This is a genomic window from Streptomyces sp. Tu 2975 (assembly GCF_009832925.1).
Classification (GTDB): Bacteria; Actinomycetota; Actinomycetes; order Streptomycetales; family Streptomycetaceae; genus Streptomyces.
The window spans coordinates 188,957-204,808 of record NZ_CP047140.1; the positions used below are offsets into that span (position 1 = coordinate 188,957).

Genomic DNA, 15,852 nt, shown 5'->3' on the forward strand with positions numbered 1-15,852 from the left:
CGCGCGGTGGTTCAGGCGCGCCAGGCGCGGGTGACGGCCTGGGCGCGGGAGGCGTTCAGCAGGCCGTCGTCGCCGCGGGCGGCGGAGTCGACGTCGATGCCGAGGAAGCGGGGATGGGCCCGGGTGGCGGGGAAGTCGCCCTGGTTGGCGGGGCCGAGGCCGCCGGCGAGGAGGAACGGCAGGGTCGTGGCGTCCGCCAGCTTCGTGACCGTGGTGTCGTCCAGGCGCTGGGCGGTGGAGCCGATCCGGCCGTCGCCCGTGACGGCGTCGAACAGGAAGCAGTCGGCGCCGGCACGCTCGTAGGCGCCGGTGAGCCGGCCCTCCAGGCAGGTGTCGTCGCGCACGTGCAGCACTTTGGCGATCTTCAGGCCGTCGGGGCACTGCGCGCGCAGGGCGCGCAGCACGCCGGGGGGCTGGAAGCCGTGCAGTTGGACCCACCCGGCCCCGGCCGCCCGCACGGCCGTCGACAGGGCGCGGGTGTCGGCGGAGAAGGTGACCAGGACGGGCGCCGGGCCCGCGCCGCGGGCCCGGGCGGACAGTACGGTGAGCTGATCGAGCGTCAGGTCGGCGTGGCCGCCCGGCACGTGGTGCCACAGGCCGATCAGGTCGGCGCCGGAGGCGGCGACGGCGTCGACCTCGGCCGTGGTGGTGGCGCCGCAGATCTTGACCAGCATCAGGCGGCCGCCGTCCGGCCGGCGTCGTGCTCCAGGGAGCCGGCCGTGAAGCGGTCGCCGGCGCCGCCGAACAGGCCGGGGTGCGCGGCCCGCAGGTCGGCCAGGACGGTCTCGTAGGGCAGGTCGTCGAACTCGCCGTGGAAGCGCAGGAACTCCATCTGGCGGCGGCCCTTCAGGTCGAAGGGGTGGTGCAGGCTGTCGGCGGTGCCGTCGAAGTCCAGGGGCGCCATCCGGTACAGCCGGCACAGGTTCTTGTTGAACACCGGTGTGGCGCGCACCCATTGGCCTTCGAGGCGTACCGAGGTCAGGCAGTGCTGGTGGAACACGTCGCCGCCGAGCAGACTGATCAGTTTCGGTGAGGCGAGGTGGTTGCGCACGTCGGTCAGGACGAGGCGGGCGGGGATGCCCAGGGAGCGCAGGCCGGCCGCGTAGAGGACCGACTTGTGCAGGCACATGCCGGAGCGGCCGGCCGCGACGGTGCTGGCGCGCAGCCCCTGGCGGGTCAGGTCGGCGCCGTAGACCTCGTAGCGGACGGTGTCGCGGACCGCGTAGTAGAGGGCGACGGCCTGCTCGGTGGGGGTGGTGGCGCCGGGCGCCGCGGCGTCGGCGACGAAGGCGCGTACCTGCTCGGTCTCGTGGTCGAGGAACTCGGTGGCCTCGAGGGCGCCGGTGCTCAGTCGGGTCGTCATGGCAGGGTCCGCTTCGTTGTCGGTGGGTTCACTGACCGCTCGGTGAGGTTCAAAGGCCCAGGAGTGCGGCAATGCGGTTGCGCTGGGTCTCCGAGGTGCCGGAGTAGATCGTTCCGGCGACCGCGTTGCGCAGCTGGCTCTCGATGCCGTACTCGGCCATGTAGCCGTTGCCGCCGAAGATCTGCACGGCGGCCAGGGCGGATGCGACGTTGGCCTCGCTGGTGACCAGTTTGGCCATGGCGATGTCGCGGGTGACGTTGTCGCCGGCGGTCATCCTGCGCGCCGTCTCGTACAGCCAGCGGCGGGAGGTCTCCACGCCGGTGGCCATGTCGACGATCTTGTGGGAGACGGCCTGGTAGGAGCCGATGGGCTGCCCGAACTGACTGCGGGTCTGCGCGTAGCGGACGCAGGCGTCCACCCGGCGCTGCATCTCGCCGGCGTTGATGACGAAGGAGCACAGGATCTCCCAGCGCATCACATGGTCCAGGACGAGGAACCCGCCGCCGGGCCGGCCGATCACACGGTCGGCCGGGACGCGGCAGTCGTCGAAGTACAGCTCGCACAGCGGGGAGGTGCGCAGGCCCATCTTGGCCAGTGGCCGGCCGAGGGTCAGGCCCGGGGTGTCGCGGTCGACGAGGAACGCGGTGATGCTCAGCGGCCCGGGACGGTCGCTGGTGCGGGCGTAGACGGTGAACACGTCGGCGACCGGCCCGTTGCTGACGAACGACTTGCTGCCGTTCAGGACGTAGGCGTCGCCGTCGCGTACCGCCCGGGTGCGCATGGCCAGCGCGTCGGAGCCGCTGTCGGGTTCGCTGATGGCGTGGGCGCCGATCAGCTCGCCGGTGCAGATCCCGGGCAGGTGGCGCTCCTTGAGGGCGTCGGAGCCGAAGCGCTGCAGCGGGACGCCGACGGAGACCAGGTGGGTGCAGGCGGAGAAGTTCAGTCCGGCGTCACGGCAGCCCTCCCCCAGGCCCTCCAGGACGTACATGGTGGTGGTCAGTGACTGGCCGAGGCCGCCGTGGCGCTCGTCGAAGGGCAGTCCGAGGATTCCGGTGCCGGCCAGTCGCCGCCATGCCTCCCGGGGGAATTCGGCGGCCGCGTCGCGCTCGATGTGCCCTTCGTCGAGCTTTTCGAGCACGGGCGCCAGGCCGTCGCGCAGGGCCTGCTGGTCCTTCGTGAAGTCGTCCATCAGTAGTGGGAGAATTCGGGCGAGTCGAGGTTGTGGCTCTCGTCGCCGCGCAGCGCGGGGGTGAACATGCACACCAGGCGCAGGTCCTCGTGCGGGCTCGCCACCAGCCAGTGGGCGTCGTGCCGGTCCAGCGCGTACAGGGTGCCGGGGGTGATGGGGTGCGAGACGCCGTCGCTGTCGATCACCTCTCCGCTGCCCTCGATGCAGTAGCAGCTCTCGAGGTGGTTGCGGTACTCCAGACGGGACGTGGTGCCCGCGCGGACGATGGTGTCGGTGACGGTGTAGCCGACGCCGTCGGCCTGGGTGAGGAATCTGCGGCTGAGGCCGTTGCCCCAGTCGACGCAGGTGACCTCTTCGAGCTTGCGGACGATCATGCGGGGGTCTCCTTTCGTTCGGGTGGTTCCGCTCTTCGCACGGCGGGACGCCGGGGGCAGCTCAAGGGCCCGTGCAGCGCCTCACGGCCTGTCGGTTGCCTTGGCGGCGCGCGTAGTTCTTTTCACGGCCCGCGCAGTTCCCGCACGAAGGAGCCGAACTCCTCGACGGGGTCGCGGCCTTCGGTCAGGGCCTGTTCGACACGGGCCACGCCGACGCTGCCGACGACGGCGGCGTCCGCGCCGAGGTCCTGCAGGAGCAGGGTGTCGGCGCGGGTCCTGACGCCGAAGCCGACCGCGACGGGCGCGGTGGCGGTGGCGCGCAGGGCGGCGACGGACCGCGCCAGCCGGTCGTGGTCGAGGGCCGCGGCGGTGCCGCTGCGGCCGTAGTGCGCGACCAGGTAGAGGTAGGCGGTGGCCTGCGCCGCCGCCTCGGCGACCGCGTCGGGCCGGGAGACCGCGTAGCAGGTGGTGACCAGCGGCAGGCCGGCGTCGTGGGCGGCCTCGTAGTGGGCCGCGCGCAGCCTGGGCGGGACGCCGTGCAGCAGCAGCCCGTCGCAGCCGGCGTCGCGTACGGCGGCGGCGAAGTCTCCGGGGGCGGTGCCCTTGACGGTGTGGCTGAAGTCGGCGAGCAGCGCGATGCGCAGCCTCTTCAGGCCGGGCCGGACGCGGGCGACGGCGGCGAGGACGGCGGCGAGGTCGGTGCCGTGGGCCAGGGCCCGGTCGGCGGAGCGGCGGATGACGGGCCCGTCCGTGACGGATCCGGGGAAGGGGACGGCCAGTTCGAGGCAGTCGATGTCGCTCTCGTCGAGGAGCGCGGCAAGGTCGGGCAGCCGGTCCAGCGGCGGGTCGCCCGCGTTGAGGAACAGCGCCAGGCCGGGCCGGCCGGGTGCGGTACGGGTGAAGAACCCGCCCGGGCGGGGCGCGGGGGCGGACGCGTGGCCGTTCCCGGGCGCGGCACCTCTGCCGGGCGCGGACGCGGCACCGTTCCCCGGAGCGGCACCGTTCCCGGGCGCGGGGCGGGTGTCGGGGGCGGGGCGGGTGTCAGACATGGGCCACCTCCGTGGCGCGTCGCAGCCGGTCGACCAGGGCGAGGGCCGAGCCGTCGTTCAGGACCGCGCGGGCGCCGCGCAGGGCCTGGTGCCAGTCGCCGGTGAGACGGCCGGCGACGGCGAGGGCGGCCGCGTTGAGGCAGACCGCGTCCTCGGCCGCCGGACGGCCGCGGCCGGCGAGCAGGTCCAGGACGTCACGGACGGGGTCGGCGCCGGGCCGCAGGTCCTCCAGGGCGCCGGGGCCGAGGCCGAGCGCGGCGGGGTCGAGGACGAACTCGTCCTCGCCGCCCCCCTCGTAGGTGCGCACCAGATTGGGGGCGAAGCCGACCAGTTCGTCGGCGCCCGTGTCGTTGGTGGCCAGCCACACGGATCCGCCGGTGCGGCGGGCGGTGTGCTCGGCCGCGTGCCGCAGCCCGGCGACGAGCCGCGGGTCGGAGACTCCGGTGAGCTGGGCGTCGACCGGCATGTCGGCGAGGAACGGTCCGAGGGCGTTGACGAAGCGGCCCAGCCGGCGGACGTCGAGGGGCAGCACGCCGCGTGCGAGCAGGCCCAGTTCGGCGGGGTAGACGAACATGCCGGCGAAGGCGATGCCGCACCGCTCGAGCATCTCCTGGGTCTGCTCGTAGGAGGAGGCCGTCTCGATGCCCAGGCGTTCGAGCAGGTCGAGGGAGCCGAGAGCGGAGGTGTAGGCGCGGGAGCCGGTCTTGACGACGCGGGTGCCCATCGCGGCGGCGGTCAGCGCGGCCGCGGTGGAGATGTTGAGGGTGCGCGGGCCTCCGCCGGTGCCGACGATGTTGACGGCACCCTCGAACACCGGCCGCCCGGTGCCCTGTCCCGGGCGGCGTTCGGCGAGCGAGTCGAGCAGCGCGGTCAGGGTGGCGCGGCCGGGCATCTGCGTGGACAGGGACGCGAGCAGGGCCACGCTCTCGCCCCGGCGCAGCGCGCCGTCGTGCAGGCTGTCCCAGAACGAGCGCCACTGGGGAAGGTCGACGGGCCGGTCCTGGGCGATCAGGGCGGCGACGGCGTCGTGCATGGTTAGGCGGCCTCCGCCCGGGTGCGGGAGGCGTCGGCGATGAACGCCTCGATGGCCGCCACCGACTTGAAGGACTCGGGGTCCAGGTCCACCTCGTCGGTGTTGATGTCGTACCGGTCCTCCAGCCAGGCGATCACCTTGAGCAGGCCGAGGCTGTCGATGACGCCGCCCTCCAGCAGGTCGTCGTGGTCGGCCAGGTCCCGCGCGGGCATGTCGGGCAGGAACTCCTCGACGATGAACTCCTTGATGGCCTGGGCCTGGGCGTGGGGCATGTCAGTTCTCCTTGGTGAAGTGGTCCTTCACGACACGGTCGCGGTCGACCTTGCCGGTGGAGGTCCGGGGCAGCGGCTCGTCGGTGAAGCGCAGGACCGAGGGGACCGCGGCCCTCGGCAGACCGCGTGCCAGATGGCCGCGCAGGGTCAGGCTGTTGAGGCCGCTGCCCGGGGTGCGGCGGGCCACGGCGTGCAGCAGCCGGCCGGCCACCTCGTCGGGCAGGGCCAGGACGGCGGCCTCGGTGACCTCGGGGTGGGCGAGCAGTACGTGCTCGACCTCCTGGACGTTGATGCGCACGCCGCGGACCTTGACCTGGAAGTCGGTGCGGCCGGCGAGGGTCAGGGTGCCGTCGGCGCTGCGGTGCACCAGGTCGCCGGTGCGGTACCAGCGCCGGTCGTCGGCGCCGGTGGGGTGCGGCACGAACACGGGCCGGGCGGCGGCCGCGCCGAGGTAACCGCTGGTCTGGAACGGTGTGGTGACCCACAGCTCGCCGCTGCCGGGCCCCTCGAGGACGGTGCCGTCGTCGGTGACGACCAGGGCCCCGGCGCCGGGCAGCGGGCGGCCCAGCGGCAGGGCCGCACCGGCCGCGGCCTGCTCGCCGGTCACTTCGTGCACAAAGCTGTCGTTGGTCTCGGTGCAGCCGTAGACGTTGTGCAGCCGCGCGTTCGGGAACAGGCGCGGCAGCTCGGCCAGGACCGGGCCGGGCAGGGCGTCGCCGGTGGTCATCGCGTGCCGTACGGAGGGCAGCGCGGTGGTGCCGTGTTCGCGGGCGGCGTCGGTGACCAGGCGGTGGAACATGGGCACGGCCTGGACGACGTGGACGTCGTGGCGCTCCATCGTCTCCAGCAGGTGGCGGCCGCTCATGGCCTGGTCGGGGTCGACGAGGACGACACGGCCGCCGTACGCGAGGGTGGTCCACACGTCGAGCAGACACAGATCGAAGTTGAGCGGCGCGTAGTTGAGGACGTTCGTGCCGGGTCCGATACCGAAAGCGCCGGCGGCCCAGGCGGTGAAACGGTCGACGGCGCCGCCGGCGACGGGCACGATCTTGGGCAGCCCGGTCGACCCGGAGGTCGTCAGCAGCAGCACGGGGGCCTCGGGATCGGCGGGCGTGTCGCGCGTGGCCGAAAGGTCGCCGTACGGCGTGTCGTCGTCCGGCCCGTCGTCGTCCGGCCGCTCGGGCAGGGGGACGGCGCCGGCCTGTTCGAACAGCTGCTCCGTCACGTCCTTGCCGAGCGTCGCCGACGGCAGCAGCACCGGACGGCGCTCCAGCATGCAGGCGAGGACCAGCGCGATCGTGCCGGGCGACTTCGCGGCCGGGACACCGACGGGGCCGCGGCCGGGCGTGTCCGCGACACGGGCCCTGGCCCGCTCGGCGCGCCGCCACAGGTCGCCGTAGGTGACCTCCTCGCCGTGCCACACGAGCGCCGTCTCCTGCGGCGCACGGCGCGCATGCGCCCCGATCTCCTCGACGAGTGTGCCGCCGCCCATGGGCCGCGCCCCCTTCCGCTCCTCGCACTGGCGAAAACCTGTCGGCCTCGATGGTGGTTTCGCGCGCTGGAGGATCGCCGGAGCCGTGAGGCAGGAGACGTGAGACATGAGAGAGACTCGGGAGGGCGTCGAGGCGCCTTGCAGAGGACTGCCCCGGTGTCCCGGCAGTCGCCGTTCGCATCACATGGTCACTTGGGGGGCTGATGACGACAGCGGATTCCTTGCCGATCGTCTTCGTGCACGGAACGCGATTCAGCGCCGGACAGTGGAGCATGCAACTCGCCGCCCTCCGCGGCGAATTCGACGTGGCCGCCGTCGACCTGCCCGGTCACGGGGAACGCGCGGCGGATCCCTGGAGCCTGAGCAGTTCGACGCGGATCATCGCTTCCGCGGTGGATGCGCTCGACCGCGGGCCCGCTCTGGTGGTCGGGCACTCACTCGGCGGATACGCCTCGCTGGAGTTCGCCCGGCGGTGTCCGCACCACGTGCGCGGTCTGATCCTGGCCGGGGCCAGCGCCTCCACCCGCGGTCCGTGGGCAACGCCGTACCGCTGGGCGGCCAAGCTGGTACCCCGCATACCGGTGGGCCGCCTGACCCGTTGGAACGACCGGCTGCTGCGACGGCTCTACCCGCCGGAGGTGGTGGAGGCGACCATCCGCGCCGGCTACGCCTTCCACACCCTGCCGGCCGCCTGGGACGAGGTCCTGGGACGCTTCGACGCCGGTGCGATGCGCCATGTGAAGGCTCCGGTACTGATCCTCAACGGTGAGAAGGACACCGTCTTCCGGGCCGGGGAGGCGGACTTCGCCCGCGCTCATCCGCACGCCCGCGTCGAATTGATCCCGCGGGCACGCCATCTCGCGAACTTCGACGACCCGGACGCCTTCACCGATGCCGTCCGCCGGTTCGCCCGGCAACTCCTCGCCGACGACTGAACGCGCCGGAACCGTGCGCCTGATCCCTACGTCGCCGGAACGGGAAGGGCCCGCGCCGGAGGTTCACGAGCACGGCTGCCATCCACAAAACCACCATGACGCCCGGCGGGCTGAAGCTTCTCGCGTCTGGCTTCCTCGCAGTCGTGGTACCTCGGCACGGCGCGGAGCCGGAACTGACCGAAGCCGGCAGCTTCCGGCTCGACGCCGCGCAGGGCGAGGTGGGGATCGAGTTCATGATCGTCGTGGGTCTACGACGGAACGCACGACCCGGTCCTCCTCGCCGAACTGCTCGCCTGCCTCGCGTGCGCCGTCGGCGAAGCGCACACGCCCTGTACGCCCCTCTGCTGTCGGATGCGACCCCGCCGAGGAATAATGCTGGACATGGTGCCGCAGCCCACTCCCAGTTCCTCACCATCCGCCGCCGAAGTGCTGCGCGGGCGGTACACGAGCCGGCTGCCGGCACGTCTGGAAGACCTCGCCGGGCCGGTGACGGGACGGGTCGAGCTCCCGCTGCATGTCGCCTGGTCCGGGCTTCGCACATACGACCTGGACCGGCCGCGGCAGCGTATGAGCCTCTACCGCACCGTTCTGGCCGAGGGGCAGCACGGTGATCTCACCACCCTGCTGGACCGGAACCTGCTGCTCGATCAGTGGCCCGTGCTGCGCACCCTGGTCAGCAGGCACATCCGCGATGTGTGGGAAGACTCCTTTCCCGAGCTCGCCCGCCGGACCTCCACCGCCGCGTGAACCTCACCGAACTGCACCGCCGGCTCCTGGCAGACGTTCTCGCGATCGGTGCTCCGTACCCACTGGTCATCACCGGTGGCTACGCCGTCCAGGCACACGGACTGGTCGACCGGCTCAGCCAAGACCTCGACGTGGCCACAGAAAGCCCGGCGCCGATGGCCGGAATTGCCGACGACCTGCGACACGGCCTGACCCGGCGGGGCTGGCACGTCAGCATGATCAGCGTGGACCCGCTGTCCGCACGCCTGCTGGTGGCAGATCCCCAAAGCGGTGAGAACTGCGAGGTGGACGTCCTCAAGGAAAACCTCTGGGCTCCGCCGTACACCACCGAGTACGGCCCGGTGCTCGCGCTCGACGATGTCATCGGCACGAAGGTCCGGGCACTGGCCGACCGCGGCGCGGTGCGGGACCTCGTAGACGTCCACGCAGCCGCAGCCGCCCACCGCACCACCACCGACCTCGAGCGGCTGGGCGAGCGGCACGGTCGCGACGAGTTCCGCCTCCAGGACCTGCGCGACCGTCTCGCCGGCGCCGACTGGTACGACGACGAGGAATTCGCTGCCTACGGACTCACCGAGGATGAGATCGCTCGGCTCAGGGCGTGGGCCCAGCAGTGGACGAGTGACCTCGACCGCCGCCTGGGTGAGGACGGCCACGAAGGCTGACCCCCTGCCGGCAGATCGACGCGCCGTTGTCGAGTGGAGACACGATGGTCGGGATCTCAGCGGTAGCCGCTGCCCGCCCGCTCGGCGGCCGGGGGGCGCGTTTCGGGGCGCGGTCAAAGCGGGGCGCCGCCGAAGTCGAGTTCGTTTCCGTCGGGATCGCGGTACACGGCCTTGCGCACGCCGTTCGGGTAGGTCTCCCGTTTCGTGGGCTCGAGTCCCTTGCCGGACGCCTGGGAGACGAAGGCGTCGAGGTCGTCCACGAAGACCGTGTGCAGGGCGTGGCCGGCGTGCGCGGGTCGGTGCTCGATGAACAGCGACCGGTGTTCCGCCAGTTCCCACACGGCCTCGGTGTCGCTCGCGACGAACGTGGGAGGGGAGCCGAGCAGCCGCTCGTACCGGAGCAGGGCCGCCGCGTAGTCGCTGACGGGGATGCCAGCGAAGAGGTCCAGGGCCATGCCGTCATGCTAGGGCGCTTGTTCAGCGCCGTGCGCTCGAGAGAGCCGCCCTCGCCGATGTCGGCCGGCGGGCCGTCGCGGTGTCGACCAGGACACCGCGACGGCGTCGCCGTCGCCGCCGCTACGCCTCCTGCCGGATGTCGAGGAGTTCGCTGAGGGCGACGGCCGGGTCCGTGTCCGGAGGGCCGGCGGGCCACCAGGTGCCGGACCGGTCGCGGTAGGGGTACCAGCGGGCGTCGCGGCCCTGGCGGAGCTGGAGGCCGCGGCCGGTGAGGGTCCAGTGGTTGCCGTCGACGTCGAGGGCCGGCAGGTCGTCGTCCCAGCCCGCGGCGAGGGCGGTGCGGGCGCGGGCCGTCTCCTGTTCGGAGGGCGTCCAGGGCTGTTCGAGGACCTCCAGGCCGGCCTTCCCGCCGGTGCGCCAGGCCTCGGCGGCCCGGTCGAGGTCGTCGGGGCGGCCGCAGGCCTCGCGCAGCCGCGCGGGGACGCGCGGGTCGGGGTGGGTGGCGGCGATACGGACCGTGTCGTGCCACTCGTCGAGCGGCGGGGCGGGCGGCGTCTCGCCGAACCCGGCGATGTGGGCGAGCAGTTCACGTGCCCGGACGGCGGCGTCGGCGACGAGGCGCTCCAGCGGGTCGGCCTCGATGCCGGTGACCGGTTCGGCGGCGGACGGCAGCGGCTCGGGCAGCGGCGGCAGGGCGGGCAGCGGGGCGGCGGGGCGGGCGTAGGCGTCGCGGTTGCTCTCGTAGGCCTCCTGTGGCTGCCGGTCCTCCTGCGCGGCCTCCTCTCCCCCGTCGTCCTCGCCGTCGCCGTCGCCGTCGTCCTCGTCCTCGTCGTCGGTGGCGGTCAGCGCCCGCAGCATCAGGACCGACTTCAGCTCGTCGAGCGCCTCGTGGGTGTCCCGGCCGCGGACCAGCAGGAGCAGCCACGGGTCCGTGTCGAGGAGCCAGGAGAACTGGTAGCCGAGCGCCGTGGCGTGCGGGCAGGGGTGGTCGAGCGCGTCGCAGTCGCAGTCCGCGTCCAGGTCGCCGTAGCCGGGCAGCAGCCCGAGGCGGGCGTCCTCGGCCGCGTCGAGGAGGTCCTCGGGCAGGTCGCCGGCGAGCAGGGCCTCCGTGACGTCGGGCCGGTCGGCGGACCGTTCCCACAGCAGGTCCCAGTCGTCGTCGTCCCATGCCGTGACGGTGAGGGTGGTGGCGTGGGCGGCCTCGCCGGCGTGGACCTCGGCGGCGATGCGGCCGGGGCTGACGGTGATGGGGCCGATGCGTCCGGTGCGGGAGAAGGCGCGGCCCTTCTTCAGGGGCTCCTCCTCCGGCCAGGTGTCCTCCAGGGCCTCGGTCCACCGGCCGGCCCACGGGGACCGGCCGCGGGTGCGGCCGCCCTTGCGGGCGGGGAAGGCGGCAAAACCGCGGGCGCCGCTCGCCTCGTGCTCGCTCAACAGACGCTCCTCAGTTCGACCAGGTTGGCCAGCTCGTCGTTGGTCAGTTCCGTCAGGGCTCCTTCGCCGGAGCCGAGGACGGCGTCGGCGAGGTCCTTCTTCGACTCGAGCAGGGCGGCGATGCGGTCCTCGATGGTGCCTTCGGCGATCATTTTGTGCACCTGGACGGATCTGGTCTGGCCGATGCGGTAGGCGCGGTCGGTGGCCTGCGCCTCCACGGCCGGGTTCCACCAGCGGTCGTAGTGGACGACGTGGTCGGCGCGGGTGAGGTTGAGTCCGGTGCCGGCGGCCTTCAACGACAGCAGGAAGACGGGGACCTCGCCGTCCTGGAAGCGCTGGACGAGTTCCTCCCGGCGGGGTACGGGGGTGCCGCCGTGCAGCAGCTGGGCCCCGATGCCGCGTTCGCGCAGGTGCCGTTCGAGGAGCTTGGCCATGGCGACGTACTGGGTGAACACCAGGGCCGCGCCGCCCTCCGCGGTGATGGTGTCGAGGAGTTCGTCGAGGAGTTCGAGTTTCCCGGAGCGGCCGGACAGGGCGGTGTCGTCCTGCTTGAGGAAGTGCGCGGGGTGGTTGCAGATCTGTTTGAGGCCGGTGAGGAGTTTGAGGACCAGGCCGCTGCGGGCGATGCCCTGGCTGGCGCGGATGCGGTCCATGACGTCCTGCGCGTGCCCCCGGTAGAGCGCGGACTGTTCGGCGGTGAGGGCGACGGGCCGGTCGGTCTCGGTCTTGGGCGGCAGTTCGGGTGCGATGCCGGGGTCGGACTTGCGGCGGCGCAGCAGGAACGGCCTGACGAGTCCGGCCAGTTTGCGGGCGGTGGGCTGCTCGCCGGTGGCGTCGGCGCGTTCGGCGTCGATCGGGGCGATCCAGCGGCGGCGGAAGTGGCCGTGGGTGCCCAGCAGTCCGGGGGTGGTCCAGTCCAGGACGGCCCACAGTTCGGAGAGGCTGTTCTCGACGGGGGTGCCGGTGAGGGCGATCTTCGCGTCGGCGGGGATCAGGCGCAGGGCCTTGGCGGTGCCGGAGAGCGGGTTCTTGACGTGCTGGGCCTCGTCGGCGACGAGCATGCTCCAGCGGTGGTCGCCGAGCCGTTCGGCGTCCAGGCGCATGGTGCCGTAGGTGGTCAGGACGAAGCCGTCGTCGGCGCCTTGGAGGGTGCGGCCGGTGCCGTGGAAGCGGCGCACCGGGGTGCCGGGGGCGAATCTGCCGATCTCGCGCTGCCAGTTGCCGAGCAGGGAGGCGGGGCAGACGACGAGGGTGGGGCCGCGGGTGTCGTCGTGTTCCTGGCGCAGCAGGTGCAGGGCGATGAGCTGGATCGTCTTGCCCAGGCCCATGTCGTCGGCGAGGCAGCCGCCGAGGCCGAGGGAGGTCATGCGGTCGAGCCAGCGCAGGCCGCGCAGCTGGTAGTCGCGCAGGGTCGCGGCCAGTGCGTCGGGCTGCCGCAGGGGTTCGGTGCCGCCGTCGGGGTCGGCGAGGCGGGCGCGCAGGGCCAGCAGCCAGTCGCTGGGGGCGACGGGGACCTGTTCGGTGCCGATGCGGGTGTGGCCGGTGAGGGCGACGGCGAGGGCCTCGATGGCGGTCAGCGGTCCGAGGTCGCGTTCGCGGGCCTTGCGTGCGAGGTCGGCGCCCACGAGGGTCCAGCGGTCGCGGAGCCGGACGAGGGGGCGGCCCTCGTCGGCGACGTGGGCCGTCTCCTCCTCGGTGAGGGGTTCGCCGTCGAGGGCGAGCTGCCAGCGCAGGTCGACGGTGCCGTCGCCGCCGAGGAAGGAGCGCAGGTCGGCGGGCGGGACGCGGCCGGCGCCGACGACGGCGCGGGCGGTGAGGGAGCGGGCGGCGCCTTCGGGCCAGTGGACGTCGATGCCGTGGGCGCGCAGACGGGCCGCGCCGGTGCCGATCAGTTCGGTGGTCTCGCGGTCGGTCAGGACCAGGGCGGACGGTACGGGCAGCAGGCGTTCCAGCGGCTCCCACACGCCGGCCGCGCGGCGCACCGCGAGGATCGTGTCGGCCTGGGCGCGGGGGCCGAGTGCGTGGTCGGCGCTGGCGAACAGTTCGCCCGCGTCGAGCGCGAGGGTGGGGTCGGCGAGGCTGTGGGCGCGCGGGACGAGGTGGAGGGCGGGCGGGCCGTCGGGGGTGTCGGCGAGGTGGACGTGGAGGGACACCCGCACGCCGGAGTCGAGTCCGGCGGAGATCTCCTCGGCCCAGGCGCGCAGTTGGGGGACGTGCTGGGGTTCGGTGGCCGAGAACGCGGCCCGTCCGGTGGCGGCCGGGGCGGCGGCGGTGCGCGGCAGTGTGTCGGCGACGGCGTCGAGGAAGGCGCGCAGCAGCGCCTGTACGTCGCTGCCGGGGGCGGCGACGGCCTCGCCGGGGGCGGCCTGGGCGAGCTCCCGCAGCCGTACGACGTCCTCGAGGTCGAGCGGTCCGGCCCGCCAGGTGTCGTAGCCGCCGGCGGAGACGCCGGGCAGCAGCCGCTCCCGGGCGGCGAGATGCAGCCCGAGGGCGGCGGCGGCACCCCAGAACGCGGCGGCCGGATGCACGGTGGCGCCGTCCCGGCCGTGGGAGCGGCGTGCCTCGATCAGGGCCGGCAGCGCCTGGGCGAGGGGCAGGCGCAGCACGGGGAGTGTCCGCAGTGCGACGCCGCCGTCGTGGGGCACGACGAGGGACGCCTTGCCCGGCTCGCCCGCCGCCGTGTCCGGCAGCGGGGAGCCGTCCGGATGGAAGAAGACGAGGCGGCCCGTGCGCGCCGGGTCCCCCGCCTCGAAGACCACCGCGCACCGCGCCAGCAGTCCGGCCTGCTCAGGCGCCAACCACACCATGCGTCCCGCTCTCTCTTGCGTGCTGTTCTCTTGTCCTGCGTCTCGCTCGTACTACGTGCTGCGTCGTGCTCGTGCTGTCCTGCCTGTGCTGCGTCGTGCTCGTGCTGCGTCGTGCGTGGCCGTAGCCGCGCCGTTCGTGTGCGCCGGTGATCAGCTTGTCAGGTTGCGGAAGCGGCGCACCGACAACGGGAAGAAGACGGCGCACAGGACGACGGGCCACACCACGGCCATCAGCAGCGCGTGCTGCGCGATCCATGAGTCCCCGCCGAATCCCGGGTTGCCGAACAGTTCCCGTACCGCCAGCACCGTGGAGGACAACGGATTCCACTCGGCGATCGTGCCCAGCCAGCCGGGCATGGTGGAGGGTGCGACGAACGCGCTGGTGAGGAAGCCGATCGGGAATTCCAGGGTCTGCACCATGGTGATGCCCTCGGGGCCCTTCATCAGCAGTCCGAGGTAGATGCCGGCCCACACCAGTGCGAAGCGCAGCAGCAGCAACAGGCCGACCGCGAGGGTGGTTTCGCCGAGGGTTCCGTGGGCGTCCCAGCCGATGGCCAGGCCGGTGGCGAACAGGACGGCCAGGGCCAGCAGGGAGGAGAGCATGTCGGTCACGGCGCGTCCGACGACCACGGCGGAGGGGGCCATGGGCATGGTGCGGAAGCGGGAGGTGACACCGCGGTTCTTGTCGGCGGCGACGGCGGTGACCGTCTCGCCCATGCCGAAGACCATCGTCATGACGAACATGCCGGGTACGAGGAACTCGCGGTAGTTCCCGCCGCCGGGCACCTGCATGGCGCCGCCGAAGAAGTACCCGAACATCAGCACCATCATGACGGGGAAGGCCAGCGACCCGATCAGGGTGCCCGGTTCGCGGACCCAGTGGGTCAGGCCGCGCAGGGTGACGGTCCAGCCGTCGGCGGCCGCCCAGCGGAGCCGGGCCAGCGGGGTGCGGGCGATGACCGGGGTGAGGACCGCGCTGCCCACGGGCCGGGGTGCGGTGATGCTCATGCCGCCACCGCCTTGCGGGCGCCGTCACCGGTACTGCCGGAGGCGCCGGTGCCGCTGTCGGACGCGCCGGTGCCGGTGCCGGTCAGGTGCAGGAAGACCTCGTCGAGGGTGGGCCGGCGCAGGGCGATGTCCTCGGCCGCCACGCCGGCCGCGTCCAGGGCGCGGACGATGCCGGCGAGCGCGCTGGTGCGGTCCTTGACGCGGGCGCTGATGCGGCGGGTGTCGTGGTCGGTGTCCGGCCGGTCGGCGCACACCTGCTCCAGCGCCGCCGCGGCGGCGGGGAGCTGGTCGGCGCGGCGTACCACGACGTCGATCCGGTCGCCGCCGATGCGGGACTTGAGCTCGTCGGGTGTGCCCTCGGCGATGACCTTGCCGGAGTCGATGACGGAGACGGCGTGGGCGAGCTGGTCGGCCTCCTCCAGGTACTGGGTGGTCAGCAGCACGGTGGTGCCGGTGTCGACGAGGCTGCGTACCGCCTCCCACACCTCGCCGCGGCTGCGCGGGTCGAGGCCGGTGGTGGGCTCGTCGAGGAACAGCACCGGCGGGGCGAGGACCATGCTGGCCGCCAGGTCGAGGCGGCGGCGCATGCCTCCGGAGTACTCCTTCAGCGGCTTCTTGCCGGTGTCGGCGAGGCGGAAGTGCTCGAGGAGTTCGTCGGCGCGGCGGCGGGCGGCGGCCGGCGACAGGTGGTGCAGGCGGCCGAACATGACGAGGTTCTGCCGTCCGCTGAGGACTTCGTCGACGGCGGCGTACTGGCCCACCAGGCCGATGCTCGCGCGGACTTCGGCGGCCCGGCGGGCGACGTCGTGGCCGGCCACCTCGGCGCGTCCGCCGTCGGCCTTCAGCAGGGTCGACAGGATGCCGACCGAGGTGGTCTTGCCCGCACCGTTGGGGCCCAGCAGCCCGTGGACGGTGCCGGCGGGTACACGCAGGTCGAATCCGTCGAGTGCGTACCGGTCGCCGTAGCGTTTGCGCAGTCCTTCGGCGAGGACGGCGGTGCTGGTCGGATCCACGTCGGCTTCCTTACGGGT

General features: G+C 73.1%; 16 protein-coding genes. 3 read left to right on the forward strand and 13 right to left on the reverse strand.

Going from position 1 to position 15,852, the window contains the following annotated elements:
- Positions 1-11: 11 nt before the first annotated feature.
- The 8 genes from GLX30_RS00795 to GLX30_RS00830 all read right to left on the reverse strand — a co-directional run bounded on the left by GLX30_RS00795 (position 12) and on the right by GLX30_RS00830 (position 6,772).
- A complete protein-coding gene (locus GLX30_RS00795; RefSeq protein WP_159682343.1) occupies positions 12-674 on the reverse strand; it encodes an N-(5'-phosphoribosyl)anthranilate isomerase in 663 nt (220 codons plus the stop codon).
- Complete coding sequence (locus tag GLX30_RS00800) at positions 674-1,363, reverse strand: transglutaminase-like domain-containing protein (protein WP_159682345.1); 690 nt, start codon at positions 1,361-1,363, stop codon at positions 674-676. Before GLX30_RS00800 ends, GLX30_RS00795 begins: the two co-directional genes overlap by 1 nt.
- Positions 1,364-1,412: 49 nt before the next feature.
- A complete protein-coding gene (locus GLX30_RS00805) occupies positions 1,413-2,552 on the reverse strand; it encodes an acyl-CoA dehydrogenase family protein (protein WP_159682347.1) in 1,140 nt (379 codons plus the stop codon).
- The gene (locus GLX30_RS00810; RefSeq protein WP_159682348.1) at positions 2,552-2,926 is read right to left on the reverse strand and encodes an ectoine synthase; all 375 of its coding nucleotides are present in this window, start codon (positions 2,924-2,926) and stop codon (positions 2,552-2,554) included. Before GLX30_RS00810 ends, GLX30_RS00805 begins: the two co-directional genes overlap by 1 nt.
- Before the next feature lie 122 nt (positions 2,927-3,048).
- Entirely contained in the window at positions 3,049-3,975 is a 927-nt protein-coding gene (gene trpA, locus GLX30_RS00815) for a tryptophan synthase subunit alpha (RefSeq protein WP_244257932.1), read from the reverse strand.
- A complete protein-coding gene (locus GLX30_RS00820; protein ID WP_159682350.1) occupies positions 3,968-5,008 on the reverse strand; it encodes a hypothetical protein in 1,041 nt (346 codons plus the stop codon). The genes trpA and GLX30_RS00820 overlap by 8 nt, the downstream gene beginning before the upstream one ends.
- Before the next feature lie 2 nt (positions 5,009-5,010).
- Complete coding sequence (locus GLX30_RS00825) at positions 5,011-5,280, reverse strand: phosphopantetheine-binding protein (protein WP_159682351.1); 270 nt, start codon at positions 5,278-5,280, stop codon at positions 5,011-5,013.
- Position 5,281: 1 nt separating this feature from the next.
- Complete coding sequence (locus GLX30_RS00830; protein ID WP_159682353.1) at positions 5,282-6,772, reverse strand: AMP-binding protein; 1,491 nt, start codon at positions 6,770-6,772, stop codon at positions 5,282-5,284.
- Between the two features lie 203 nt (positions 6,773-6,975).
- Here GLX30_RS00830 and GLX30_RS00835 point away from each other — a divergent pair, with 203 nt between their 5' ends.
- The 3 genes from GLX30_RS00835 (at position 6,976) to GLX30_RS00845 (ending at position 9,119) form a co-directional block, all read left to right on the forward strand.
- On the forward strand, positions 6,976-7,707 hold the full coding sequence (locus GLX30_RS00835; protein WP_159682355.1) for an alpha/beta hydrolase: 732 nt from the start codon (positions 6,976-6,978) through the stop codon (positions 7,705-7,707).
- Positions 7,708-8,088: 381 nt separating this feature from the next.
- Complete coding sequence (locus tag GLX30_RS00840; protein ID WP_159682356.1) at positions 8,089-8,454, forward strand: hypothetical protein; 366 nt, start codon at positions 8,089-8,091, stop codon at positions 8,452-8,454.
- Positions 8,451-9,119, forward strand: coding sequence for a nucleotidyl transferase AbiEii/AbiGii toxin family protein (locus tag GLX30_RS00845; RefSeq protein WP_159682358.1), 669 nt, complete (start codon positions 8,451-8,453; stop codon positions 9,117-9,119). Before GLX30_RS00840 ends, GLX30_RS00845 begins: the two co-directional genes overlap by 4 nt.
- 113 nt (positions 9,120-9,232) lie before the next feature.
- Here GLX30_RS00845 and GLX30_RS00850 read toward each other — a convergent pair whose 3' ends face one another.
- The 5 genes from GLX30_RS00850 to GLX30_RS00870 all read right to left on the reverse strand — a co-directional run bounded on the left by GLX30_RS00850 (position 9,233) and on the right by GLX30_RS00870 (position 15,834).
- The gene (locus tag GLX30_RS00850; RefSeq protein ID WP_159682360.1) at positions 9,233-9,574 is read right to left on the reverse strand and encodes a VOC family protein; all 342 of its coding nucleotides are present in this window, start codon (positions 9,572-9,574) and stop codon (positions 9,233-9,235) included.
- Between the two features lie 121 nt (positions 9,575-9,695).
- Complete coding sequence (locus tag GLX30_RS00855; RefSeq protein WP_159694779.1) at positions 9,696-11,009, reverse strand: hypothetical protein; 1,314 nt, start codon at positions 11,007-11,009, stop codon at positions 9,696-9,698.
- Positions 11,003-13,813, reverse strand: a complete 2,811-nt coding sequence (locus GLX30_RS00860; protein WP_208545333.1) for a DEAD/DEAH box helicase — start codon at positions 13,811-13,813, stop codon at positions 11,003-11,005. Before GLX30_RS00860 ends, GLX30_RS00855 begins: the two co-directional genes overlap by 7 nt.
- A gap of 150 nt (positions 13,814-13,963) precedes the next feature.
- Positions 13,964-14,821, reverse strand: coding sequence for an ABC transporter permease (locus GLX30_RS00865; RefSeq protein WP_159682362.1), 858 nt, complete (start codon positions 14,819-14,821; stop codon positions 13,964-13,966).
- Entirely contained in the window at positions 14,818-15,834 is a 1,017-nt protein-coding gene (locus tag GLX30_RS00870; protein ID WP_159682364.1) for an ATP-binding cassette domain-containing protein, read from the reverse strand. Before GLX30_RS00870 ends, GLX30_RS00865 begins: the two co-directional genes overlap by 4 nt.
- Positions 15,835-15,852: the final 18 nt, after the last annotated feature.